Raw genomic sequence first — 23,458 nt, forward strand, 5'->3', positions numbered from 1 at the left:
GTCATTTGTCAAAAGCGATTGCTCCCGCGAGAACGGGAATGCTTGACAAGCGGGCGTGACAAATCCACGATCATCGTAAGGGGTGCATCGCGACGACCCCGTGAGGCGTCAGCCCAACGTTCGCGTCCAAGCTTCTCTTTCAAGGAGGTGGACGCCATGCCGTCAACAACCGCTATCACTGTATCGCAACTGTCTCGTCTGATTGGGCTGCCGGGTGCGCCCGCAATCATCGATGTTCGCACCGATGATGACTACAACGCCGATCCGCGCCTGTTGCCGGGCTCAACCCGGCGTGACTTCAAGGCTGTCGCCACCTGGGCTGGCGAATTCACTGGCCAGCAAGTGACGGTCGTCTGCCAACAGGGAAAAAAGCTCTCGCAAGGCGTGGCCGCATGGCTGCGGCACGAGGGCATTGCCGCCGAATCGCTCGACGGCGGGTTTGAGGCATGGCGCGATGCCAAGGGGCTTTTGGTTCACACCGGCAAGATACCGCCCGCCGATGCCAAGGGCCGCACCGTTTGGGTGACGCGTACGCGCCCGAAGGTCGATCGCATCGCGTGCCCCTGGTTGATCCGGCGCTTCATCAATCCTCACGCGGTGTTTCTCTTCGTCGAGCCGGCCGAAGTGGCGGCCGTCGCCGATCGCTTTCAGGCCGTGCCTTTCGACATCGAGAACGTGTTCTGGAGCCACCGCGGCGAACGCTGCACCTTCGATACCATGATCGAGGAGTTCGGACTAAAATCCGAAGCGCTCGATCGCCTCGCCACGATCATACGCGCTGCCGATACTGCGAGCCTCGATCTTGTCCCACAGGCGGCCGGGTTCCTGGCCGCCTCGCTTGGCCTGTCGCGGATGTTTCGCGACGACCTGGAACAGCTCGAGGCCGGCATGCTGCTCTACGATGCGTTCTTCCGTTGGTGCCGCGATGCCACCGAGGAGACGCATAACTGGCCGGCCGCCGGCACGGGCAATCTCGGCGCGGGCAAACCTTCGTGAACGCCGTCCTTTCGAAAAGGCCGCCGGAGATCCAAGAGCCGGTTGTGCCGAGCTTCCGGCAGGCCGTGAAAGTCTGGGCGAAAATCGGCGTGCTCAGCTTTGGCGGCCCGGCCGGGCAGATCGCACTCATGCACAAGGAATTGGTCGAGGAACGGCGCTGGATCGGCGAACAGCGTTTCCTGCATGCGTTGAACTACTGCATGCTGCTGCCTGGCCCCGAGGCCCAGCAACTTGCCATCTATATCGGCTGGTTGCTGCACAAAACGGTCGGCGGCCTTGTTGCCGGCATTCTCTTCGTCGTGCCGGGCGCGCTTGTCATGCTCGTCCTGAGCAGCCTCTATGCGCTCTACGGCGATGTACCACTCGTCGCGGCGCTGTTTTTCGGGGTCAAGGCGACCGTGCTCGCCATTGTCATCGAGGCGGTTATCCGGATCGGCAGACGCGCGCTGAAAAACCCCGTCATGGTGTCGATCGCACTCGCCGCCTTCATCGCCATCTACGCGTTGAACGTGCCGTTTCCGCTGATCGTCCTGCTTGCCGGCCTGGCAGGCTGGATCGGCAACCGTAGTGCGCCGGCATTTTTTTCCGGCGCTTCGCATGGCAAGGGCGATGTTCCCGACATCAAGGGCGCGGTCGATCTGATGTTCGAGCGCGGTGAACTGACCCACGTCAGGCCGACGCGATGGCACGCGCCGCGCATCTTGGCGATCTGGCTGCCGATCTGGCTCGGGCCTGTTCTGCTGGTCTGGGCTGTCACCGGCTCGGCCAGCGTCTGGACGCAAATCGGTGGCTTCTTCAGTGTCATGGCGGTCGTTACCTTCGGCGGCGCCTACGCGGCCCTTGCCTATGTGGCGCAGGCAGCGGTCGAGTACTTCGGCTGGCTGGCACCCGGTGAAATGGTCGACGGCCTCGGACTTGCCGAAACCACGCCGGGCCCGCTCATCCTGGTCTTGCAGTTCGTCGGCTTCGTCGCCGCCTTCCGCCAGTCGGGCTCGCTGGCGCCGCTGCTTGCCGGGTTGTTTGGCGGGCTGTTCACGCTGTGGGCGACGTTTACCCCATGTTTCCTATGGATATTCCTTGGCGCGCCTTACATCGAAGCGCTGCGCGGCAACAAGGCGCTGTCGGCGGCGCTCGGCGCAATCACCGCCGCCGTCGTCGGCGTCATCATGAATCTCGCTCTATGGTTCGGCTTGCACGTCATCTTCGGCGAAGTGCGCAATGTCGGGCTTGGAATGGACGTGCCGGTGCTTTCATCGATAGACTGGCGCGCGGCGCTGCTTTCCTGTGCCTCGATGATCGCCATTCTGAAGCTGAAAATCGGCATGCTGCCGACGCTTGCCGGATCGGCGCTGGCCGGCGTCTTGTTGCTGGCGGCGAGCGGCTAACGCTCAGCCGCCCATTCTGCCGCGCGGCAGCTTGATCATATCGCCGAAACGGGCGCGCAATTTGTCGTCGACGGGCTTCGGCACATGGCGCGGGAAGCGTTCGGCAAGCACGCGTTTCTTCTCGATGATCGCCCGCTGCAAGATGTCGGGCCTGCCTTTCTCATTCCATTCCTTCGGCGAAAAGCGGTCGCCGACGGCCGGGTAGAAATATTCGGTCTGCATCAGCCGCAGCGTCTGCTCGTTGCCGAGATAATGGCCCGGGCCTTTCAGGCAGACATCGGCGATGGTGTCGATCGACAGCGACTCGTCCGTCACCTCGATGCCACGCACGCAGCGCAGGCAGTGGCCGAGCATGTCGTTGTCGATGATCAGGCTCTCAAGGCAAAAGCCGAGCAGCGAGGCGTGCATGCCGGCCGATTCGTAAACCAGGTTGAGGCCGGCAAGACCGGCCATCACGTCGGTTATGCCCTTTTCGTACCCGGACTGAATGTCAGGCAGTTTCGAATCCGTCATGCCGGCGGCCGACCCGCCCGGCAGGTCGTAAAATTGCGCCATCTGCGCGCAGGCCGCGGTCAGCACCGCCTGCTCGGCCGAACCGCCCGACATGGCGCCGGTCCGGAGGTCCGAGACGAACGGCCAGGTGCCGAAGATTGCCGGGTGGCCTGGCTTGATGGCATTGACATAGATTAGGCCGACCAGCACTTCGGCGACCGCCTGCACCACGGCACCGGCAATCGCCGCCGGTGCCGTCGCACCTGCCTGGCCTGCCGACAGCAGCAGGATCGGAATGCCGCCCTCGACGCAGACTTCGAGCACGCCGCAGGCGTCCTCGGCAAACTTCATCGGCGGCACGACGAAGCAGTTCGAATTGGAGACGAAAGGCCGCGCGCGAAAATTCTCTTCGCCGCCGGCGATCGCATAGAGCATGTCGAGCGCCGGCTTGACGTTCTCACGCACGGTAAACGAGGTGCCGACATGCTTCGACGTGCCCATGACACAGGCGTAGAGCGTGTTGAAATCCATGTCGAGCGGGTCGGGGATGTCGCGTGGCACCATCGGCCGCTGGAAGAAATGGATGTTGTCGAGCCCCTCGACCAGGCGCGCCGCATCGTAAATGTCCTGCAGCAGCGACTCGCGATACTCACGCTTTTCGACATCGACAAGATGCACCGCAGCACCAGCCGTGCCGTAATGCACACGCTTGCCCTGGATCACCATGTCGTGCTTCGGATCCTGGCCGTGCAGGGTGAAATGCCGCGCCGCTTTCTTGATCGTGTCGAGCACCAGAGCGCGAGGAAAGCGCAGGCGGCCGTCCTCGCCAAGCGTTGCGCCGGCCTTGGTCAGTGCCTCAATGCAGGAGGGGATGGCGTTGGCGAAACCGACCGTCTCCAGAAGGGTAAGCACGGCCTCGTGGATACGTTCGCAATCATTGCCGCTGAGCGGGCTGTAGCTTCCGCCTTCGAGGCCGGCACGCACCGGTTTGACGTCGTCGGCAAGCGGTGCCGCTCGCATGGCGCGGCGCGCCTCGCGCCCGCCGGACCGTCGCGAACGCTGGTCTGCGGACACGTCCTGCTTCTCATGGGCCACCGGCATGAAGGCACTCCAACTTTAGCTGCGAAGCGGGCGCGGCGGTTGGTCCACCATCTGCCTGCTTCGTCCCCCTATGTACTCCGACTATGCCGCCGGCATTGGCACAGCCTATGTGCCAGCCGGTCCCGTCGCATATGCCAAGGAGCTAAAGAACCGGAGTCGCGCTACATGCGCCAGGCTCCGGTCGGGGAAGGGAGATCAGGCCGCTGCCGGCCTGCGTCCAGCTGCCGTCGCCAGTTCGCGGATGCCGGGTTCGATGTGCTGCAACGCGATCGAGGAAATGCCCAAGCGCATGAAACGCGATGGCTTTTCGGTGCGGTCGAAGAAGCGGTCGCCAGGCTCTATGATGACGCTGCGCGAGGCCGCGGCCTCCGCCAGCCCACGCGAATCGGTGCCGCGCGGTCCCTCGAGCCAGAGCGACGTGCCGCCGGCCGAATCGGTCGAGCGCCACTCCGGCAGGAAGGCGGAAATCGCATGGACCAGACGCTTGCGCCTCTCGTCGAAGGCGCTCGACAGCCGCCGCACCAGCGCCTCGTGATGGCCGAGCGACAGGAACAATGCGACGGCGCGCTGGTTGTTTGCCGGCGGGTGGCGCAGCATGAAGCGGCGCAGCGCCCGAAGCTCGGAGATCAGCCCGGCCGAGGCGACGATGTAGCCGAGCCTGAGGCCGGGAGCCAGCGTCTTCGACATCGAGCCGACGTAGACGACGCGGCCAGACCGATCGAGGCTCTTCAGCGCCTGCTGCGGCGCCTCGTCCAGGAGCTGGCTGTCATATCCGTCCTCGATGATGATCTGGTTGTAGCGGTTGGCGCGCGCCAAAAGATCCTGCCGCCGCTCCGCCGACAGCGGCACCATGGTCGGGCAATGGTGGCTGGGCGTGACGAAGACGAAGCCAGAATCATTGGGAATGGCCGAGATTACGATGCCGGAGTGGTCGACCGGAACCGGCTGGATCTCGGCGCCGGCCAGCCGGAAGATCGAACGTGCATCGGGATAGCCCGGATCCTCCATCGCCACCTTGGAGCCTTTCGTCATCAACAGCGTCGCCAGCATGTAAAGCGCGTTCTGCGCCCCCAGCGTCACGATGATCTCGTCCGGATTGGCGAAGATGCCGCGTCGCGGCAGCAGCCGTGCCTGGATCTGCTCGATCAGGAGCGGATCGTCGCGGTCGACCATGTCGGACGCCCAGTTGCGGATTTCGAGCACCGCCAGCGCCATGCGGTTGCACTCGCGCCATTCGGCGGTCGGGAACAGCGCCGGGTCGAACTGGCCATAGACGAAGGGGTAGGACGATTTGATCCAGTTGTCGTGCTTGGCCGGCGGTGGCATGTCGCTCGCCGCGATCTGCCGGCGGGCCTTCCAGTCGATCTCGTTGGCTTGGTCGGGCGCCTTCTGGTGCGGTTTGGCCGGCGTCGCCAGCACTTCGGGATTGACGAAGTGGCCGCGGCGCTCGCGCGCCACCAGGAAGCCCTGGTCGACCAGCTGCTGGAAGGCCAGCACCACGGTGCCACGCGCTACGCCGAGTTTTTCGGCGAGAATCCGGCAGGACGGAAGCGGCATGGAAGCCGCGATCTGCCGGTCGAGGATGGCGGCGACGATCGCCTGACGGATCTGCGCCTGCAGGGTCTGACCGGATTCCGCCGAAATCCGGAACAGGCCGGACCATATGGCCGTGTCGTTTCTCTGTGGCATGGGAGATGTTCCTCGATGGCCAGCTTTTTTCACTTGGCTGGACCAGTCGAATGTACCGGTGGCACAAGGTGTTGCGCCAATCAATTTTTCTGATCGCTGGGATTTATGCCAGTGATCCTTTGCGCCGGCCCACGCTGCGCTGCGGCATCGCTGCGCATTGAAACGGATGGAATTCGACCCGATAGTTTGCCGCGACGACACGCGCCGGAAACATCCGGCCTGATAAGATGCATCTCAAGAGACCGGAGCGAAGCAGTGGATCAATCGTCCTTTCAAAAGCAGCTCGACTTGTTGCGCGATCATCGTGCGGCCAAATCGGGCTCGATGCGCGAGGCTTTCGCTGCCGATCCGCAGCGCTTCGAGAAATTCTCCGCCAGCGACGGCGACCTGCTGCTCGACTGGTCGAAATGCGCGGTCGATGCGCGGACGATGGGGTTGCTGGAGAACCTAGCTGAGGCCGCCGACCTCGAAGGCCGGCGCGATGCGATGTTTGCTGGCAAGAAGATCAACGTCACCGAAGGCCGCGCCGTGCTGCATACCGCGCTGCGTAACCTTACCGGCAAAGGCATCGTGCTCGACGGCCAGGACGTGAAGGCGGAAGTCCTCGGCGTACTCGACGCGATGGGCGCCTTCGCCGACTCGGTGCGTTCCGGCAAGGCGGCCGGCGCGACCGGCAAGAAGATCACCGACATCGTCAACATCGGCATCGGCGGCTCCGATCTCGGCCCGGCCATGGCGACGCTGGCGCTGGCGCCCTATCATGACGGTCCGCGCGCACATTACGTGTCCAATATCGACGGTGCCCATATCCACGACACGCTGAAGGGTCTTTCCGCCGAGACCACCCTGTTCATCATCGCCTCCAAGACCTTCACCACGGTCGAGACGATGACCAACGCCGAGACGGCACGCAGATGGGTCGAGAAGGCGCTCGGCAAGGAAGCGGTCGGCAAGCATTTCGCCGCCGTCTCGACGGCGCTCGACCTGGTCGCCAAATTCGGTATCGCAGCCGACCGCGTCTTCGGCTTCTGGGACTGGGTCGGCGGTCGCTATTCCGTCTGGGGTGCGATCGGCCTGCCGGTGATGATCGCCATAGGCCCTAAGGATTTTCGCGCCTTTCTCGACGGCGCCCATGAGATGGACGAGCATTTCCGCACCGCGCCGCTAGCGAAGAACCTGCCGGCGCTGATGGGGCTGATCGGCTGGTGGCATCGCGTGATCTGCAAATATCCGGCTCGCGCCGTCATCCCCTACGATCAGCGTCTGTCCAGGCTGCCGGCCTATTTGCAGCAGCTCGACATGGAATCGAACGGCAAGAGCGTCACCCTGGATGGCGGCGCTGTGACGACGCCGACCGGCCCGCTGGTCTGGGGCGAGCCCGGCACCAACGGCCAGCACGCCTTCTTCCAGCTTCTGCATCAGGGCACCGATTTCATTCCGGTCGAATTCCTCGCTGCTGCCGTCGGCCACGAGCCGGAACTGAAGCATCATCACGACCTTTTGCTCGCCAATTGCCTGGCGCAGTCGGAAGCCTTCATGAAGGGCCGCACGCTTGAGGAAGCCCGCGCGCAGATGCTGGCGAAAGGCATGAAGCCCGCCGATGTCGACAGGGTTGCTCCGCACCGCGTCTTCTCCGGCGACCGCCCCTCGGTGACGATCCTCTACAGGAAACTCGACCCCCACACGTTCGGACGGCTGATTGCGCTTTACGAACATCGCGTCTTCGTCGAAGGCACGCTGTTCAACATCAACTCCTTCGACCAGTGGGGCGTTGAGCTCGGCAAGGAACTGGCGACCGGGCTGCTGCCCGTCGTTGAAGGCAAGGAGAATGCCGCAAAGCGGGATGCCTCGACTGCCGGACTGGTGGAATACATTCACCGCTTGCGCGGCCCGGAGTGAAAAGCTTGGCGGACATCAAGGGAATATTGTTCGACAAGGACGGCACGCTCGTGGATTTCAACGCGACATGGCTGGGCATCGCCGACTTCATGGCGATGGATGCGGCCGAAGGCGATCGCTGGAAGGCAGACAGGCTGCTTGCGGCGGCGGGCTTCGACTTCGCCACCAGGCGCTTCAAGCCGGATTCTATCTTTGCCTCCGGGACCAACATGGACGTCGTCGAACTGTGGTTTCCGCGGCTGTCCGACGAGGACCAGATGCTTGCCGTCGCCCGCTTCAATGCCATCACCTCGGCGCAAGGATCGGCGATGGCCGTGGCGCTGCCGGGTGTGGTCGAGACGCTTGGGCTGCTTCACAGAAAATCCTACCGGCTTGGCGTCGCCACCAACGACTCGACCAGCGGCGCGGAAAAGACCTTGGTCACGCTGGGCGTCGCGCAGCTTTTCGAAGCCGCCTATGGTTACGACGCGGTGGCCAATCCAAAACCGGCGCCGGATACGATCCTTGCCTTTTCGGATCTGACAGGGCTCAGGCCGGCGACGATCGCAATGGTCGGCGACAATCGTCACGATCTGGAGATGGCGCGCGCCGGCGGCTGCGGCCTGGCGATCGGCGTGCTGTCCGGCACCGGCACACGTGAATCGCTGTCACAGATCGCCGACGTCATCCTGGATTCGGTGGCCGATCTGCCCGATTTTCTTGCGGCCCGGGTCAGCGAGACGGTCTAGACTCGTAGTTATCTGGTCCGAACGAGAACACGCCGCTCGGTTTCATCGCCGCATTCCTGCCCTCGCCGACATCCGGCACCTCGTATTCGGCCAGCAGGCGAAGCCGCGAGCGCGGCAGATAGGCGCGGCCCGGATCGCCGATCAGCACGGCGATGCCGGCAGCAAGGCAGCGGTCGAGGAAGGGAACGACCCGGCCGGCAAGATCGCGGGCGTAAAACAGGTCGCCGACCACCACGATGTCCACCGGTGGCGGCGGACCGCCGGTGATGTCGTCGCCAACGATCATGATAGCGACGCCGTTCGCAGTCGCATTGAGGCTGAGCGCAACCACACCATTACGATCGATCTCGGCCGCGACGACCGCGCTGGCTCCGGCTTTCGCCGCAGCGATGCCGACGAGGCCCGAGCCGGCGCCGAGGTCGAGCACGCGACGCCCGGCCACGGTCTCCGGCCGGTCGATTATGTAGCGGGCAAGCACCGCGCCGCCGGCCCAGACATAGGCCCAGTACGGTGGCTCCGGTTCAGGTTCGTCTTCTTCGGTCCCATGTTGGTTCCATTCGAGAAGCCGCCTGAGGCCGCTTCCCGGATGGGCGGTGTAAAGCCGGATTTCGGGAAGCGCGGGCAAGGGGGCGATCCGCATGTGCGCCCGGATGAACTCTGCCGGGTCTGGCCGCGAACCTATATCCACGGCGTTAGTGCCGACGATGCAATCGCTCAAGCTGCGCCTAGCCCCGCAACGCTCGTCGCAGGATCTTGCCGACCGGTGTCTTCGGCAGTTCGGTGCGGAACTCGATATATCTGGGGCGCTTGTAGCCGGTCAGGTTCTCGCGGCAATAAGCCGTCAGCATCTCGGCGGTCAGTGCCGGGTCCTTTTTGACGACGAACAGCTTTGGCACTTCACCCGAATGCTCGTCCGGCACGCCGATCGCCGCCACCTCGAGTACGCCCGGATGCTGCGCCACCACCTCCTCGAGTTCGTTCGGGTAGACGTTGAAGCCGGAAACCAGGATCATGTCCTTCTTGCGGTCGACGATCTTGGTGTAGCCGCGCTCGTCCATGAAGCCCATGTCGCCCGATTTGAAGAAGCCGTCCTCGGTCATCACCTTGGCGGTTTCGTCCGGCCGGTTCCAGTAGCCGGCCATCACCTGCGGTCCGCGGATGCAGATTTCGCCGACCTCGCCGAGCGGCAAATTGTTGCCATCGTCGTCGCGGATGGCGATCTCGGTCGAGGGCAGCGGCAGCCCGATCGTGCCGGTGTAGACTCCGTCGCTGAATTTGTTGGCGGTCGCCCCCGGCGAGGTTTCGGAGAGTCCGTAGGCCTCGCTGATCGGGCAGCCGGTCAGCGCCTTCCAGCGCTCTGCGATGCCCTTCTGCACTGCCATGCCGCCACCCAGCGTCAGGATCAGCGGCTTGAAGTCGAGCCTGCGAAAATCCTCATTATTGAGCAGCGCATTGAACAGCGTGTTGAGGCCAGGAAAGATGTGGATCGGGTATTTCTGCAGCTCCTTGACGAAGCCGGGAATGTCGCGCGGATTGGGGATGAGCACGTTCTGCGCGCCCTGCTGCATTCCCATCATCGCGTTCACTGTGAGCGCAAAGATATGATAGAGGGGCAGCGCGCAGAGGAAGTTCATATGCGCCGGTTTCGGCTTGACCGTGTAGGCGTCTTCGACCCAGAGCGCGTTCTGCGCGACGTTCGCCAAGACATTGCTGTGCAAAAGCATCGCGCCCTTGGAGATGCCGGTCGTACCGCCCGTATATTGCAGGAAGGCGATGTCGCCGGCCACGACCTCGGCGGGTTTGAAGGTCACGCCGGCGCCGGCCTTCAATGCGGCGTTGAATTTGACATGGCCGGGCAGCGACCATGCCGGCACCATCTTCTTGACGCGGCGCACGACGAAGTTGACGATCGTTCCCTTGAGCCCGCCGAGCATGTCGCCCATCGTGGCGACCACGACATGCTTGACCGCGGTCCTGGCGATCACCGCCTGCAAGGTGCAGGCGAAATTTTCGAGGATGACAATGGCTTGAGCGCCGGAATCCTTGAGCTGGTGCTCCAGCTCGCGCGGCGTGTAGAGCGGATTGATGTTCACCACGACATAGCCGGCGCGAAGCACCGCCATCATCGCCACCGGATATTGCAGCACGTTCGGCATCATCAGCGCGACACGTGCGCCCTTCTGCAGCCCCTTTGATTGCAAATAGGCGCCGAACGCAGCCGACTGTCGCTCGAGATCGGCATAGGTGATCGATTTGCCCATGCAGACGAAGGCCGGCCGGTTCGCAAACTGCTTGCAGGCGGCGACGAGAAAGTCACCGATCGAGCTGGAGGGCAGGGCGCCGATCTCGGCCGGCACGATCTTTGGGTAACTCTGGAGCCACGGTTTTTCAGGCAGGCCGGCGGCCAGCGAAGTGATCGCCTTCGGCAATCTTCTGGCTGAAGCTGCCGCCTGTTTGGGCGCTGTCGGCACTGCCTTCGCCGCCGGCTTGGCAGCAGCGGCGGACTTTGCGGCAGGCGCCGCCTTGCCGGCTGCCGGCTTGGCAGTCTTTCCAGCCGTGATCTTCGTCGCCGGCTTCGCACTTGCCTTAGCGGTAGTCTTCGGCTTGGCGGCGGCCGCTTTTGGCTTGACCGCTTTCGATATTGCCTCGGCCTTTGCTTTCGCCGCGGTTGTTGTCTTTGCCGGTTTCGCCACCTGTCGCTCCCTCAATCATTCTTATTGTTCGGCACGCTTGAGTGCCACCGCCGCCCCTGACAAACAAAGGTATCCCACGCTTGCCGCAATGTCCGGAGCCTGGGGAATCCTCCACGCTGTCCATCTATCTATGTATTGCCACTAGCAGCGGCCGTGCAAGCCTCGCCCACCTGGCAGTGCGGCAAGACTTGCCGTCAAAGCTCTCGGCCGCGACCGGTTTTCGGACGCGCATCTCTTGAACCGAACGGCTCGATTCCCCGAATTGGCGGCATCGCCGATCAACAAAAAATTGAAGTCGCTAATAATGTCGTGATCTGCGGATTTGGCTCGTTTTTTCCACAATTCGCCGCATGCCGGAATTTTTTTCTGCTTCCCGTGGGTTAGGCAAACAAGCAGTTCCAAAGCCAGAAAAACGGTGCTTATATGCGACCTTCGCGAGCCTGATAGAGGGGCTTGGAAGAACATCAGGGAGTGCTCAATGAAAAAGAAACTGACTTTTGCAGCCGCGTTGCTGGCTGCAAGCGTCCTCGGCGGCATGGCCAATGCAAAACAACTGGTCTATTGCTCGGAGGCATCGCCGGCCGGCTTCGACCCGTCGCCATGGAGCGGCGGCAACGACTTCGACGCTTCGTCGCGCACCATCTATTCGCGCCTGGTCGAGTTCGAGCATGGCAAGACCACCATCTCGCCCGGCCTGGCGGAGAGCTGGACGGTTTCCGACGACGGTCTCGAATACACCTTCAAGCTTCGCCCGGGTGTGAAATTCCAGACGACGGATTATTTCACGCCCACGCGCGACCTCAACGCCGACGACGTGATCTTTTCCTTCGAACGCCAGTGGAAGAAAGAAAGCCCCTGGTACAGCTACCTGGAAGGCACCGGCTGGGAGTATTTCACCGGCATGGGCTTCCCCGATCTCCTGAAGGAAATCGTCAAGGTCGACGATCTGACGGTGAAGTTCGTGCTGAACAAGCCTGAAGTCGCCTTCCTGCCGGACCTCGGCATGGATTTCGCTTCGATCGTTTCCAAGGAATATGCCGACCAGCTCGACAAGGCCGGCACCAGGCAGCAGTTCACCCAGAAGCCGGTCGGCACTGGTCCGTTCCAATTTGTCGACTATCAGGTCGATGCGGTCGTGCGCTATGCGGCATGGGACGGCTACTTTGGCGGCCGCCAGAAGATCGACGATCTGATCTTCGCCATCACGCCCGATCCGGCCGTGCGCGCGCAGAAGCTGAAGGCAGGCGAGTGCGATATCATGTCATATCCGGCGCCGGCCGACATTGCCGGGCTGCAGGGTGACGCGAACCTCAAGGTCGACGAGCAGGAAGGCCTGAACATCGGCTATCTCGCCTACAACACGACGCTGCCGCCCTTCGACAAAGTCGAGGTCCGCAAGGCCCTCAACATGGCGGTAAACAAGAAGGCGATCATCGACGCGGTCTATCAGGGCGCCGGCGCGCCGGCCATCAACCCGATCCCGCCGACCATGTGGTCCTATAACAAGGACATCAAGGACGATCCCTACGATCCGGAGGCGGCCAAGAAGATGCTGGCCGATGCAGGCGTCAAGGATCTGTCGATGAAGATCTGGGCTATGCCGGTCAGCCGCCCCTACAACCCGAACGCCCAGCGCGTCGCCGAGTTGATCCAGGCCGACTATGCCGCCGTCGGCGTCAAGGCGGAGATCGTCAGCTACGAATGGACGGAGTATCGCCAGCGCGGCAAAGCTAAGGATCGCGACGGCGCCTTCCAACTGGGCTGGACCGGTGACAATGGCGATCCGGACAACTTCTTTTTCCTGCTCGGTTGCGATGCCATCGGCCAGTCCAATTATGCGATCTGGTGCAACCAGGAATTCGAAGCCCTGCTGAAAAAAGGCAAGGCGACGACGGACGTGGCCGAGCGCACCAAGATCTACGAGGAAGCTCAGGTGGTGTTCAAGCGTGAGGCTCCGTGGCTGACCATCGCCCACTCCAAGGTCTTCATGCCGATGAACAAGAAGGTGTCGGGCTTCGTTATGGACCCGCTCGGCATTCATCGGTTTGACGGCGTCGACGTCACCGAATAAGTCCTGAGAAATTGAACGGCGGCGCTGGACTTCCTGCGCCGCCGTTCTATGAAGCAAGATGCTCCGTTATCTCCTCCACAAGCTCGCTTTGATCATCCCGACCGTGTTCGGCATATCGCTGGCGGCGTTCGCTTTCGTCCGGCTTCTGCCCGGCGATCCCATTCTGGCCCTGGCCGGCGAGCGCGGCGTCAGCCCCGAACGCTACGCCCAGCTCATCGAGCAGTTTGGCTACAACCGGCCTTATGTCATCCAGTACCTGGAATATATCGGCAGGGTCCTGACCGGTGATTTCGGCATATCGATTGCCACCAAGCGGCCAGTGCTCGGCGAATTCCAGGCGCTGTTTCCAGCCACGCTGGAACTGGCGACGGTGGCGTTGATCATCGCCGTCCTGCTCGGCATTCCTGCCGGTATCTTCGCGGCGGTCAAGCGCGGCTCGTGGTTCGACCAGGCGACGATGGGTGTCGCGCTGACCGGCTATTCGATGCCGATCTTCTGGTGGGGGTTGCTGCTCATCATCTTCTTCTCCGGTTATCTCGGCTGGACGCCGGTTTCCGGCCGCATCGGCCTGCAGTATTTCTTCAGGCCGACGACCGGGTTCATGCTCATCGACAGCCTGATCTCCGGCAGGAGCGGCGCTTTCAAATCCGCCGTCAGTCATTTGATCCTGCCGTCCATCGTGCTGGCGACGATCCCGCTTGCCGTCATAGCGCGCCAGACTCGCTCGGCGATGCTCGAGGTGCTTGGCGAGGACTATGTCCGCACCGCGCGCGCTAAGGGCCTGGCGCCGCGCCGTGTCATCGGGCTGCACGCTTTTCGCAACGCGCTGATTCCGGTGGTCACCACCATCGGACTGCAGGTCGGCACGTTGATGGCGGGCGCCATTCTTACCGAAACCATTTTTTCCTGGCCCGGCATCGGCAAATGGATGATCGACGCCATCGGCAAGCGCGACTATGTCGTCGTTCAGAGCGGATTGCTGATCATCGCGCTGATCGTCATGGCGGTGAACCTGATCGTCGACGTGCTCTACGCCGTCATCAATCCGCGCATCCGGGTGCAGTGAGATGACCGACGAATCCGCCGCCGAAGCCACCGCTGCCTCCATCCCGACAGGCGGCAGGCAACGCGCCTTCGCCGAGTTCTGGCACTACTTCTCGATGAACACCGGCGCGGTCATCGGCCTTGTCGTGTTTTCGGCGTTGGTGCTGGTGGCGGTCTTTGCGCCGTTCGTCGCGCCGCATTCGCCCGACGAGCAGTTTCGCGATGCGCTGCTGGCGCCCCCTGCCTGGCAGCAAGGCGGCAAATCGATGTTCCTGCTCGGCACCGATGCGGTCGGCCGCGACATGCTTTCGCGGTTGATTTTCGGGGCGCGTTTCTCGCTGTTCATCGGCCTGGTGGTGGTCGTCTTCTCGCTCACCAGCGGCATCGTGCTTGGCGTGCTCGCCGGCTATTTCCGCGGCTGGGTCGACACGCTGATCATGCGCATCATGGATATTATCCTGGCCTTCCCGTCGCTGCTTCTGGCGCTGGTGCTGGTGGCGATCCTCGGCCCCGGGCTGTTCAACGCCATGCTGGCGATCGCGCTGGTGCTGCAGCCGCATTTTGCGCGTCTCACCCGCGCCGCCGTGATGGCCGAAAAGAACCGCGAATATGTCATCTCCGCCAAGGTGGCTGGTGCCGGTCATCTTCGCTTGATGGTGAGGACGATCTTGCCGAACTGCCTGGCACCGCTGATCGTGCAGGCCACCCTGTCCTTCTCCAACGCCATTCTCGAGGCTGCGGCGCTCGGCTTCCTCGGTGTCGGTGCGCAGCCGCCGACGCCGGAATGGGGCACGATGCTCGCCTCGGCGCGCGAGTTCATCCTGCGCGCGCCTTGGGTAGTGACCTTCCCCGGCCTTGCCATTCTGATCACTGTGCTTGCCATCAATCTGATCGGCGACGGCCTGCGCGATGCCTTCGATCCCAAGCTGAAGAGGTCATAATCCAATGCCTCTTCTCGAGATCAAGAACCTGACCGTTTCCTTCGACACCGCCGCTGGACCATTCATGGCGGTACAAGGCATCGACCTGTCGGTCGAACCGCGCGAGGTGTTGGCGATCGTCGGCGAATCCGGTTCCGGAAAATCAGTGGCAATGCTGGCGGTGATGGGGCTTTTGCCCAACACGGCGACGGTGAGGGCGGACCGCATGGCCTTCGACGGCATCGACCTGCTTAAGGTCGGCCCGTCCGAGCGGCGCAAGATTGTCGGCAAGGACATCTCGATGATCTTCCAGGAGCCGGTCGCCAGCCTCAACCCGTGCTTTACCGTCGGCTTCCAGATTGAGGAGGTGCTGCGCTTTCACATGGGCATGGACCGCGCCCAGCGCCGGGCACGCGCCATCGAACTGATGAAGTTGGTCGGCATCGCCGACCCTGAGGAACGGCTGGGCTCCTTCCCGCACCAGATGTCGGGCGGCCAGTGCCAGCGCGTCATGATCGCCATCGCCATCGCCTGCAATCCCAAGCTTTTGATCGCCGACGAGCCAACCACGGCCCTCGACGTCACCATCCAGAAGCAGATCCTCGATCTGCTGGTCGGCCTGCAGGCCAAATACGGCATGGGCCTGATCATGATCACCCACAATATGGGGGTGGTTGCCGAGACCGCCGACCGTGTCATCGTCCAATACAAGGGCCGCAAGATGGAAGAGGCCGACGTGCTGTCGCTGTTCGAATCCCCCAAGAGCAATTACACGCGCGCGCTTCTGTCGGCGCTGCCGGAAAACGCCGTCGGCGACCGGTTGCCTACTGTTTCCGACATGCTGTTCGAGCCGGCCCCATCTGTAGTCGCAGCCCGATCCGCGGGAGGAACCGCCACATGAGCGTGACGGTAGTCGAAGGCAAGAACATCGTGCGCGACTATCATGTCGGCGGCGGGCTTTTCCGCCCCTCCCGTACGGTTCACGCGGTCAAGGGTGTTTCGTTCAGCGTCGACAAGGGCAAGACGCTGGCCATCGTCGGCGAGAGCGGCTGCGGCAAGTCAACGCTCGCCCGCATCATCACCCTGATCGACCCGGCGACCTCCGGCGAGCTTTTCATCGACGGCAAGAAGGTAGACATCGCGAGGGACGGCCTGTCGAAGGAAATGCGCCGCAAGGTGCAGATTGTCTTCCAGAACCCCTATGGTTCGCTCAATCCACGCCAGAAGATCGGCGACGTGCTTGGCGAACCGCTGCTCATCAACACCGACAGCACGGCCGGCGAGCGGCGCGATCTCGCCATGAAGATGCTGAAAAAGGTCGGTCTCGGCCCCGAGCACTACAATCGCTACCCGCATATGTTTTCGGGCGGCCAGCGCCAGCGCATCGCCATTGCCCGCGCGCTGATGCTCAACCCCAGCCTCCTGGTGCTGGACGAGCCGGTCTCGGCACTTGATCTTTCGGTGCAGGCGCAGGTTCTGAACCTGCTCGCCGACCTGCAGGATGAGTTTCAACTGACCTATGTTTTCATCAGCCACGACCTGTCGGTGGTGCGCTATATCGCCGACGATGTGATGGTGATGTATTTCGGCGAAGCGGTCGAATACGGCTCGCGCGACGAGGTCTTCGCCGACCCCAAGCACAGCTATACCAGGACGCTGTTCGCGGCGACGCCGCGTGCCGACGTCGCCAGCATCAAGGCAAGATTGGCGAAAAAGAAGGCCGCCTGATCCGGCGAGGTTTGCCGGCCGGCTACCGCTTCTCGATCCCCGGAATGCCGGAGATCTGCTCGGCGAGAAAGTCGACCAGCAGCCGCACCCGGGCAATGCCCGCACGCTCCGGAACGATCAGCATGCTCAGCGGGACGGGAGGCGGAAAATAGCCCGGCAGGATAATTTCCAGCCGGCCGGCCGCCAGAAGATCGTCGACAAGCCAGTGGTGGGCGGGTGCGATACCGCGTCCGGCGACAAGGGCTTTGCGCGCAGCAAGCCCATGGTCGACCCGAAATCGGCCGCCAAAGGGCACCGCAAAGCGCTCGCCGCCCGGCCCCTGCAGGGCGAGCGTGTCGCTTCCCGCGATGTTCGACATCCGAATGCCTTCATGGCCAGGCAGATCCTGCGGGACAGCCGGTCTGCCCCGGGCCGCCAGATAGGCCGGCGCCGCCACCAGCAGACGCCGGGACTGACCGAGTGCCCGCAGCTTCATCGAGCTGTCGGTGAGCGGACCGAGGCGAAGCGCGATGTCGACGCCCTCCCGCACAAGGTCGATGCGCTCGTCGGTTAGGCTGAGATCGATGCCGATGTCGGGATAACGGTCCTGAAAGGCGAAGATCAGCCGGCTGACGTGCAAGACGCCGAGCGCCGCCGTGCAGGATATCCGGATCGTGCCAGCCGATGCGCCGCGCGTGCCTCGCGCCTCATCGCCGGCCTGCTCAACGAGGCGCAGGATCTGGACGCTGTCGGCATAGTAACGGCTGCCTTCATCGGTCATCGTGACACGCCGGGTGGTCCTGCTGAGCAAGGGCACGCCGACGGCCTCCTCGAGCTCCCGCAGATGCCGCGTGACCGTCGACTGACCAACTCCGAGCTCGCGCGCCACCGCCGAGAGGCTGCCGCGCTCGGCGACGCGAACGAAGGTGCGCATGCGCTCGAGGGTGACGTACGATTTATCCATTATTCGGTATTATCTTATACATTTCCTACATATAGTGGATTAGCCGACGGCTGGCTACCTTTGGTGTCTATCGTCCTTCTTCGGAGTAGACCCATGAAAGTCCTGCTTGTTTTTGCTCATCCTGAACCGAATTCGCTCAACGGCGCACTGCGTGACCTCGCCATCAGGGAGCTCGAGACCCAAGGCCACGAGGTGCGGGTGTCTGACCTCTATGCCGATGGCTGGAAATCCGAGGTGGACCGTGCCGACTTTCCGTCGTGGCCGCCCGAAGCACGCTTCCTGCCGGCCGGCGCCTCCAAAAAAGCTTTTGCGAGCGGCACTCTGACCGATGACGTCAAAGCGGAGATCGACAAGCTGCTATGGGCCGACACCCTGATCCTCCAGTTTCCCCTGTGGTGGTACGCCATGCCGGCGATCCTCAAGGGCTGGGTCGATCGGGTGTATGCCTACGGCTTCGCCTATGGCGTCGGCGAGCACAGCGATAAGAGGTGGGGTGACCGCTTTGGCGAGGGAACGCTCGCCGGCAAGCGCGCGATGCTAATCGTTACCACCGGCGGCTGGGAGGAGCATTATTCCGCCCGCGGCGTCAACGGCCCGATCGACGACCTGCTGTTCCCGATCAACCACGGGATTCTATACTATCCGGGCTACGACGTGCTTCCGCCGTTCGTGGTCTACAGGGTGGACCGTTTCGGGGAGGCCGATTTCGAGCCTGTCGCGGAGCGACTGCGCGAAAGGATGCGGACGCTCGAGACAATCCAGCCCATTCCTTATCGGCAGCAGAATGGCGGCGATTACCTGATCCCAAGCATGCAGTTGCGCCCCGGCTTGGAGAACCCGGGTGCGACCGCCTTCGCGCTTCACGAGGATCGCGCCGGCGCCGCCGGCCAGCCCGATCAGGACAGCCGGGCAATGATGGTGCGAAGCGCCTCGCCGAAGCGCCGGACTTCCTCGATCGTATTGTAATGCACCAGCGAGGCGCGGACGGCGCCGCTGTCCATGCTGAGGTTGAGCCGCTTCATCAGGCGCGGCGCATACATGTGGCCGTCGCGAATGCCGATCTGCATCTCGGCCATCTCCTCGACGATCCTCTGCGGCGACAGCGTGCCGATGTTGAAGCAGAAGGTCGGCACGCGCTCGCTGAGGCGTGCCTCTTCGGCTACGCCGTAGATCGTCGCGCCGCAATCTTTGAGCACCGCCAGCATTTCGCGCGCCAGCACCTGCTCGTAGTCACGGATGGCATTCATGCCGGCGACGATGTTGTCGCGGCGCGATCGGTTATTGGCTGGAGCGAAATTGCGGCCGATCGATTCGAGATAGCGCACCGCGGCATCCATGCCGGAGACGTTCTCGTAGATGAAGGTGCCGGCCTCGATCTTGTAGGGCGGCTCGTCGGGGATGAAATCCTCGCGGAAGGTCGGCAGACGCTTCAGCGTTTCGAAGCGGCCCCACAGGAAGCCCATATGCGGCGAGAAATTCTTGTAGCCGGAGCAGACCAGATAGTCGCAGTCCCATGCCTGCACATCGATCAGCCCGTGCGGGCCGTAATGCACGCAGTCGAGGAACACTTCGGCGCCTGCCGCATGCGCGATCCCAGCCACTGAAGCAACGTCGACGATCGAGCCGATCGAATGCGCCGTCACCGTGCAGGCCACGAGGCGGGTGCGCTCGGAGACCAGCGGGCGCAAATCGTCGACATGCAGATTGCCGTCCTCGCGCATCCGCCACCATTTGAACTTGGCGCCGGCGGGTGCCAGCGCCAGCCACGTCGCGATATTGGCATCGTGATCCATGTCGGTGATGACGATCTCGTCACGCTCCCCGTTTGGTCGCTCAGAAAGCATCTGGCCGATGCCGAGGCTGACCAGGCGGATGAACGAAGTGGCGTTCATGCCGAAACAGATCTCCGCCGGGTTGGTGGCGTTGATCAGCAAGGCCACGCTTTCGCGCGCGCCGGCGACGGCTTGATCGACGGTGACGCTGCGGCCGTAGCGGCCGCCGCGCTGCACATTATGCGCGACCAAATGGTTGGTGACCGCGTCGAGCACACTTTGCGGGATCTGCGCGCCGGCGGCATTGTCCATGAAGATGAAGTCGCCGGCCTGCTGCAAGGCGGGAAACATGGCGCGGATCGTCTCGACCGGGAAAGCTGCGGCATCGCCCGTTTTCGAAATCTGATGCTGGTTCAAGGTCGTCTCCTGCGAAGTGCGCTGACAGATTCAGCGGGTCTTTTCGGTTTGAAATCGGCGTTCAAGGAGGCTGACGAGACGGACCATCGGCCAGAGAAAGATGAGATAGACCAGCGCGGCGCCGATCAGCGGTGAGGGGTTGGCATAGAGCGATTGCGCGTTGGTCGCTTCCTTCAGCAGTTCGGGCAGCGCCACGGTGGAGGCGAGCGAGGTGTCCTTGAACATCGAAACGCAGTTGCTGGTCATCGGTGGAATGACGACGCGGATCGCCTGCGGCAGCACGACCTTGCGCAAGGTCAGCAAGAACGGCAGGCCGAGCGCCTGCGCCGCCTCGAACTGGCCGCGCGGAATGCTTTCTATGCCGGAGCGGAACACCTCGGCCGAATAGGCCGCCATGATGATGGCGAACGCCATCACCGCGGAAGTCCAAGACGACAGGCGTATGCCGAGAAACGGCAGCGCATAGTAGATCAGGATCAGCACGACCAGCACCGGCATCGCCCGGAAAATGTCGATGTAGCCGACAGCCAGCAGCCGAAGCGGCTTTGGCGCATAGAGCCGCACTAGGCTGATCGCGAGGCCGACGGGAATACCGATGCCGATGCTCATGATTCCGAGCAGCAGCGTGTTCAGGAAGCCGCGCAGCAGCGCCGGCAGGCTGGAGACCATGACGTCGGCGTTGAAGAAGGTGTCCAGCAGCGACATCGCAGCATTCCCGAAACGTTTGGCGTCCCGCGACGCTCGAGCCCGAGCCCGAAATCGTGCCGGCATCGAAGCCGGCACGACATTAAGCGCGAACTGCTCTCAGGCCTTCGGCAAAGGCATTTCCTTGACGGTCGCGGAATCGGCCGGTGCGTCGCTGCCGAACCACTTCTTGTGGATCGCGGCCAGCGTGCCGTCCGTCTTCATCGCGGTCAGCGCGTCGTTCAGCTTGCCGAGCAACGGGTGGTCCTTGGTCATCATCAGACCGTACTGCTCGCCGGTCTTGATGCGCTCTTTTACGGCGAGATCCTTCATCCTGGTGAAAGAATATTCCAGGCCCGGAATATCGCTGACCGCCGCATCGACGCGGCCGGAGCTGAGATCGAGCAGCAAATTCTGCTGCGTGTCGTAGCCTTTGACGTCACTGAACCCGTCCGCTTCCTGGTGGGCCTTGACCCAGGCTTCGCCGGTCGAGCCGGACAGTACGCCGACGATCTTGCCCTTGAGGTCGGCCTCGGCCTTGATTGGGCTGTCGGCCTTCGCGGCGATGCCCATGTCGGAATCATAGTAGGGCTGCGTGAACGACTGCGACTTCAGCCGCTCCGGCGTGATGGTGATCGACGAAATGGCGACATCGATGCGCTTCGAGGTGGTGGCGGCGAACAGCGCCTGGAAACCGAGATCGGCGATATCAGTGGTCATGCCGATACGCTTTGCCGCCTCATTGATGATGTCGACTTCGAAACCCTCGAACGTGCCGCTCTCGTTCTTGTATTCAAAAGGCGGATTGGTCGGATATGCGCCGACATTCAGCGTACCTTCGGCATAGGCCGGGCCGCCGGCGATGCCGATGGCGGCAGCAACAAGAAGCAGGTTGCGACGGGTGAAGTTCATTTTCGTTCCCTCTGGTTGTGATCGGACGGGTTTGGCCCCGCACGGTTTTGATACGCCAAGTGACCGGACTGCCGGAAAGCCCTCTCGGCACGGCAGTCGTAAGACATCGGATGCTATCCAAAGCACGGCGCTTTTCAAGGCGAAAGTTTTAAGCTTAAAAAATTGCGGCGTGTTGCCATCAGTCCGGAATAACCGCCGTGGCCTGAATCTCAACCTTGGCGCGATCCTCGACCAGCGCCATCACCTGCATGGCGGCCATCGCCGGAAAATGCCGGCCGATCAGCTCGCGATAGACCTCGCCGATCCCCTTGAGATTGGCCAAATATTCCGCCTTGTCGGTAAAGTACCAAGTCATCGAGGTGATATGCTGCGGCTTGGCGCCGGCCTCGGCGAGCACGGCGACAATATTGGCCAGCGTCTGTCTCACCTGGCCGACAAGATCGTCGGTCTCGAAGCGGCCCTGCCCGTTCCAGCCGACCTGCCCGCCGACGAAGACAAGCTGCCCACGCGCGGCGACGCCATTGGCGTAGCCGACGGGTTTCGCCCAGCCTTCCGGCTGCAGGATGGTGTGCATATCAAAGCCTCCCAATGCTCAAATCCGGTCGCTCAAAACTCAAAGACAATCAATTCTTCCACACAAACTCCGGTCTCAGGCCGCTCCCATCACTTGCCGTGCAATCACCACCTTCTGCACGTCCGACGCTCCCTCGTAGATGCGCAGTGCCCGGATCTCGCGATACAGTCTTTCGACGATATGGCCCCTGCGGACGCCGTCGCCGCCATGCAGCTGCACAGCCCTGTCGATCACCTCCTGCGCCTTGTCGGTGGCGAACAGCTTGGCCATCGCCGCTTCGCGGGTGACACGGGCGGTCCCCATGTCCTTGGTCCAGGCGGCGCGGTAGACCAACAAGGCGGCGGCATCGACATCCAGCGCCATCTCGGCGATGTGGCCCTGCACCATCTGCAGCTCGGCCATCGCTGCACCGAACAGCCTGCGCTCGGCCACTCTTTTGATGCTTTCGTCCAGCGCGCGCCGGGCAAAGCCGAGCGCAGCTGCCCCGACCGTCGAACGGAACACGTCGAGCACCGACATGGCGATGCGAAAACCATCACCGGGTTTGCCGATCAGCGTCGAGGCTGGAACGCGGGCATTGTCGAAAGACAGCCGGGCGAGCGGGTGCGGCGCGATCACCTCCAGCCGCTCGGCGATGGTCAGGCCCTTTGTCTCGGCCGGCACGATGAACGCCGAAAGCCCCTTGGCACCGGGCGCTTCGCCAGTACGGACAAAGACAACATAAAAGTCAGCGATACCGCCGTTGGAGATCCAGGTTTTTTCGCCGGATAGGATATAGCTATCGCCGTCACGCGTGGCCGTCATTTCCATATTGGCAACGTCCGAGCCCGAACGCGCCTCCGACAGTGCGAAAGCCGAAATCGCCTTGCCGGCCCGTGTCTTCCCCAGCCAGTGCTGCTGGTCTGGCGTGCCGAACAGGCTGAGCGCGCCGGTGCCGAGCCCTTGCATGGCGAAGGCGAAATCGGCCAGCCCGTCATGCCGGGCCAGCGTTTCGCGCGTGATGCACAATGTGCGCACGTCGAGTGCTGCAGGGTTTTCGGTGTCGAGCGCTGTCGGTTTCAGCCAGCCATCCCGGCCGAGCTTGGCCACCAGCTCGCGGCAGGCTGCGTCGACATCGTCATGCGCGACCGGCAGGTTCTTGGCGCACCATGCCTCCAGCCGCTCTGCCAACTCGCGGTGATGGTCCTCGAAAAACGGCCAGGTGAGGAAGGAACGGTCAGGCATTTCTGCCTCCACAGTTCTCCGGCCCTGGTGCTCCACGGCGCCCCCCTCTGTCCTGCCGGACATCTCCCCCTCTAGGGGGGAGATTGGCGGCTTCGCTGCCACTGCTCTCCCGGCGATGTTGGAGATTGGCGAAAGCGGGCCTGATATCCAATCTCCCCCCTTGAGGGGGAGATGGCCGGCAGGCCA

The 23,458-nt window shown here is 62.9% G+C and carries 20 protein-coding genes; 10 read left to right on the forward strand and 10 right to left on the reverse strand.

Annotation, left to right across the window (positions count from 1 at the left end; translation table 11 throughout):
* Positions 1-156: 156 nt before the first annotated feature.
* Both NKH43_RS07935 and chrA read left to right on the forward strand, forming a co-directional pair.
* Positions 157-996: a chromate resistance protein ChrB domain-containing protein gene (locus NKH43_RS07935; protein ID WP_352857348.1), complete on the forward strand. Its 840-nt coding sequence runs from the start codon at positions 157-159 to the stop codon at positions 994-996.
* On the forward strand, positions 993-2,381 hold the full coding sequence (chrA, locus tag NKH43_RS07940; RefSeq protein ID WP_352857350.1) for a chromate efflux transporter: 1,389 nt from the start codon (positions 993-995) through the stop codon (positions 2,379-2,381). Before NKH43_RS07935 ends, chrA begins: the two co-directional genes overlap by 4 nt.
* A gap of 3 nt (positions 2,382-2,384) precedes the next feature.
* Here chrA and NKH43_RS07945 read toward each other — a convergent pair whose 3' ends face one another.
* On the reverse strand, positions 2,385-3,974 hold the full coding sequence (locus NKH43_RS07945; protein ID WP_352857352.1) for a trimethylamine methyltransferase family protein: 1,590 nt from the start codon (positions 3,972-3,974) through the stop codon (positions 2,385-2,387).
* Between the two features lie 195 nt (positions 3,975-4,169).
* A complete protein-coding gene (gene pdxR, locus NKH43_RS07950; RefSeq protein WP_352857354.1) occupies positions 4,170-5,663 on the reverse strand; it encodes a MocR-like pyridoxine biosynthesis transcription factor PdxR in 1,494 nt (497 codons plus the stop codon).
* Positions 5,664-5,918: 255 nt separating this feature from the next.
* Between pdxR and pgi the strand changes: the two genes are divergently transcribed.
* Positions 5,919-7,562, forward strand: a complete 1,644-nt coding sequence (gene pgi, locus NKH43_RS07955) for a glucose-6-phosphate isomerase (protein WP_502906456.1) — start codon at positions 5,919-5,921, stop codon at positions 7,560-7,562.
* Positions 7,563-7,567: 5 nt separating this feature from the next.
* Positions 7,568-8,290 carry an HAD family hydrolase gene (locus tag NKH43_RS07960; protein WP_023717885.1) on the forward strand — a complete coding sequence of 241 codons (723 nt, stop codon included), beginning with the start codon at positions 7,568-7,570 and terminating at the stop codon, positions 8,288-8,290.
* Here NKH43_RS07960 and NKH43_RS07965 read toward each other — a convergent pair.
* Both NKH43_RS07965 and NKH43_RS07970 read right to left on the reverse strand, forming a co-directional pair.
* Positions 8,274-8,930 carry a class I SAM-dependent methyltransferase gene (locus tag NKH43_RS07965; RefSeq protein WP_352857498.1) on the reverse strand — a complete coding sequence of 219 codons (657 nt, stop codon included), beginning with the start codon at positions 8,928-8,930 and terminating at the stop codon, positions 8,274-8,276. The genes NKH43_RS07960 and NKH43_RS07965 overlap by 17 nt on opposite strands.
* 85 nt (positions 8,931-9,015) lie before the next feature.
* The gene (locus NKH43_RS07970) at positions 9,016-10,983 is read right to left on the reverse strand and encodes a long-chain fatty acid--CoA ligase (protein ID WP_352857356.1); all 1,968 of its coding nucleotides are present in this window, start codon (positions 10,981-10,983) and stop codon (positions 9,016-9,018) included.
* Between the two features lie 478 nt (positions 10,984-11,461).
* Here NKH43_RS07970 and NKH43_RS07975 point away from each other — a divergent pair, with 478 nt between their 5' ends.
* Genes NKH43_RS07975 through NKH43_RS07995 form a run of 5 tightly spaced genes read left to right on the forward strand, consistent with a single transcriptional unit; the run spans position 11,462 to position 16,746 of the window.
* Positions 11,462-13,054 (forward strand): ABC transporter substrate-binding protein, encoded by a 1,593-nt coding sequence (locus NKH43_RS07975; RefSeq protein WP_023717882.1) that lies wholly within the window; start codon positions 11,462-11,464, stop codon positions 13,052-13,054.
* Positions 13,055-13,112: 58 nt separating this feature from the next.
* A complete protein-coding gene (locus NKH43_RS07980) occupies positions 13,113-14,120 on the forward strand; it encodes an ABC transporter permease subunit (protein ID WP_023676822.1) in 1,008 nt (335 codons plus the stop codon).
* 1 nt (position 14,121) lies between these two features.
* The gene (locus tag NKH43_RS07985) at positions 14,122-15,039 is read left to right on the forward strand and encodes an ABC transporter permease subunit (RefSeq protein ID WP_023717881.1); all 918 of its coding nucleotides are present in this window, start codon (positions 14,122-14,124) and stop codon (positions 15,037-15,039) included.
* A 4-nt stretch (positions 15,040-15,043) separates the two neighbouring features.
* Positions 15,044-15,919, forward strand: coding sequence for an ABC transporter ATP-binding protein (locus NKH43_RS07990; protein ID WP_352857358.1), 876 nt, complete (start codon positions 15,044-15,046; stop codon positions 15,917-15,919).
* Entirely contained in the window at positions 15,916-16,746 is an 831-nt protein-coding gene (locus tag NKH43_RS07995; RefSeq protein WP_352483289.1) for a dipeptide ABC transporter ATP-binding protein, read from the forward strand. The genes NKH43_RS07990 and NKH43_RS07995 overlap by 4 nt, the downstream gene beginning before the upstream one ends.
* A gap of 22 nt (positions 16,747-16,768) precedes the next feature.
* Here the strand turns inward: NKH43_RS07995 and NKH43_RS08000 are convergent, their stop codons facing one another.
* Entirely contained in the window at positions 16,769-17,689 is a 921-nt protein-coding gene (locus NKH43_RS08000) for a LysR family transcriptional regulator (protein ID WP_352857360.1), read from the reverse strand.
* A gap of 93 nt (positions 17,690-17,782) precedes the next feature.
* Here NKH43_RS08000 and NKH43_RS08005 point away from each other — a divergent pair, with 93 nt between their 5' ends.
* Positions 17,783-18,655 carry an NAD(P)H-dependent oxidoreductase gene (locus NKH43_RS08005; protein WP_352857362.1) on the forward strand — a complete coding sequence of 291 codons (873 nt, stop codon included), beginning with the start codon at positions 17,783-17,785 and terminating at the stop codon, positions 18,653-18,655.
* Here NKH43_RS08005 and NKH43_RS08010 read toward each other — a convergent pair.
* From NKH43_RS08010 to NKH43_RS08030, 5 genes are all read right to left on the reverse strand, one after another.
* Positions 18,586-19,878 carry a cysteine desulfurase-like protein gene (locus NKH43_RS08010; RefSeq protein WP_352857364.1) on the reverse strand — a complete coding sequence of 431 codons (1,293 nt, stop codon included), beginning with the start codon at positions 19,876-19,878 and terminating at the stop codon, positions 18,586-18,588. The two genes, NKH43_RS08005 and NKH43_RS08010, sit on opposite strands and share 70 nt — an antisense overlap.
* A gap of 30 nt (positions 19,879-19,908) precedes the next feature.
* Positions 19,909-20,583 (reverse strand): amino acid ABC transporter permease, encoded by a 675-nt coding sequence (locus NKH43_RS08015; RefSeq protein WP_292656040.1) that lies wholly within the window; start codon positions 20,581-20,583, stop codon positions 19,909-19,911.
* Between the two features lie 99 nt (positions 20,584-20,682).
* On the reverse strand, positions 20,683-21,474 hold the full coding sequence (locus NKH43_RS08020) for an ABC transporter substrate-binding protein (protein ID WP_352857365.1): 792 nt from the start codon (positions 21,472-21,474) through the stop codon (positions 20,683-20,685).
* Between the two features lie 178 nt (positions 21,475-21,652).
* Positions 21,653-22,048: a RidA family protein gene (locus tag NKH43_RS08025; protein ID WP_352857367.1), complete on the reverse strand. Its 396-nt coding sequence runs from the start codon at positions 22,046-22,048 to the stop codon at positions 21,653-21,655.
* A 75-nt stretch (positions 22,049-22,123) separates the two neighbouring features.
* Positions 22,124-23,272: an acyl-CoA dehydrogenase family protein gene (locus tag NKH43_RS08030; RefSeq protein WP_352857369.1), complete on the reverse strand. Its 1,149-nt coding sequence runs from the start codon at positions 23,270-23,272 to the stop codon at positions 22,124-22,126.
* Positions 23,273-23,458: the final 186 nt, after the last annotated feature.

It is taken from the genome of Mesorhizobium sp. M1163, from assembly GCF_040318415.1.
Lineage (GTDB): Bacteria > Pseudomonadota > Alphaproteobacteria > Rhizobiales > Rhizobiaceae > Mesorhizobium.

Bases quoted from the DNA above. Each gene is read 5' to 3' on its own strand.
- pdxR (WP_352857354.1), bottom strand. From the start codon at position 5,663: ATGCCACAGAGAAACGACACGGCCATATGGTCCGGCCTGTTCCGGATT.
- NKH43_RS08005 (WP_352857362.1), top strand. From the start codon at position 17,783: ATGAAAGTCCTGCTTGTTTTTGCTCATCCTGAACCGAATTCGCTCAAC.
- NKH43_RS08025 (WP_352857367.1), bottom strand. From the start codon at position 22,048: ATGCACACCATCCTGCAGCCGGAAGGCTGGGCGAAACCCGTCGGCTAC.
- NKH43_RS07995 (WP_352483289.1), top strand. From the start codon at position 15,916: ATGAGCGTGACGGTAGTCGAAGGCAAGAACATCGTGCGCGACTATCAT.
- NKH43_RS07980 (WP_023676822.1), top strand. From the start codon at position 13,113: ATGCTCCGTTATCTCCTCCACAAGCTCGCTTTGATCATCCCGACCGTG.
- NKH43_RS08000 (WP_352857360.1), bottom strand. From the start codon at position 17,689: ATGGATAAATCGTACGTCACCCTCGAGCGCATGCGCACCTTCGTTCGC.
- NKH43_RS07975 (WP_023717882.1), top strand. From the start codon at position 11,462: ATGAAAAAGAAACTGACTTTTGCAGCCGCGTTGCTGGCTGCAAGCGTC.
- NKH43_RS08015 (WP_292656040.1), bottom strand. From the start codon at position 20,583: ATGTCGCTGCTGGACACCTTCTTCAACGCCGACGTCATGGTCTCCAGC.
- NKH43_RS07945 (WP_352857352.1), bottom strand. From the start codon at position 3,974: ATGCCGGTGGCCCATGAGAAGCAGGACGTGTCCGCAGACCAGCGTTCG.
- NKH43_RS07990 (WP_352857358.1), top strand. From the start codon at position 15,044: ATGCCTCTTCTCGAGATCAAGAACCTGACCGTTTCCTTCGACACCGCC.
- NKH43_RS07965 (WP_352857498.1), bottom strand. From the start codon at position 8,930: ATGCGGATCGCCCCCTTGCCCGCGCTTCCCGAAATCCGGCTTTACACC.
- NKH43_RS08020 (WP_352857365.1), bottom strand. From the start codon at position 21,474: ATGAACTTCACCCGTCGCAACCTGCTTCTTGTTGCTGCCGCCATCGGC.
- NKH43_RS07985 (WP_023717881.1), top strand. From the start codon at position 14,122: ATGACCGACGAATCCGCCGCCGAAGCCACCGCTGCCTCCATCCCGACA.
- NKH43_RS08030 (WP_352857369.1), bottom strand. From the start codon at position 23,272: ATGCCTGACCGTTCCTTCCTCACCTGGCCGTTTTTCGAGGACCATCAC.
- NKH43_RS07935 (WP_352857348.1), top strand. From the start codon at position 157: ATGCCGTCAACAACCGCTATCACTGTATCGCAACTGTCTCGTCTGATT.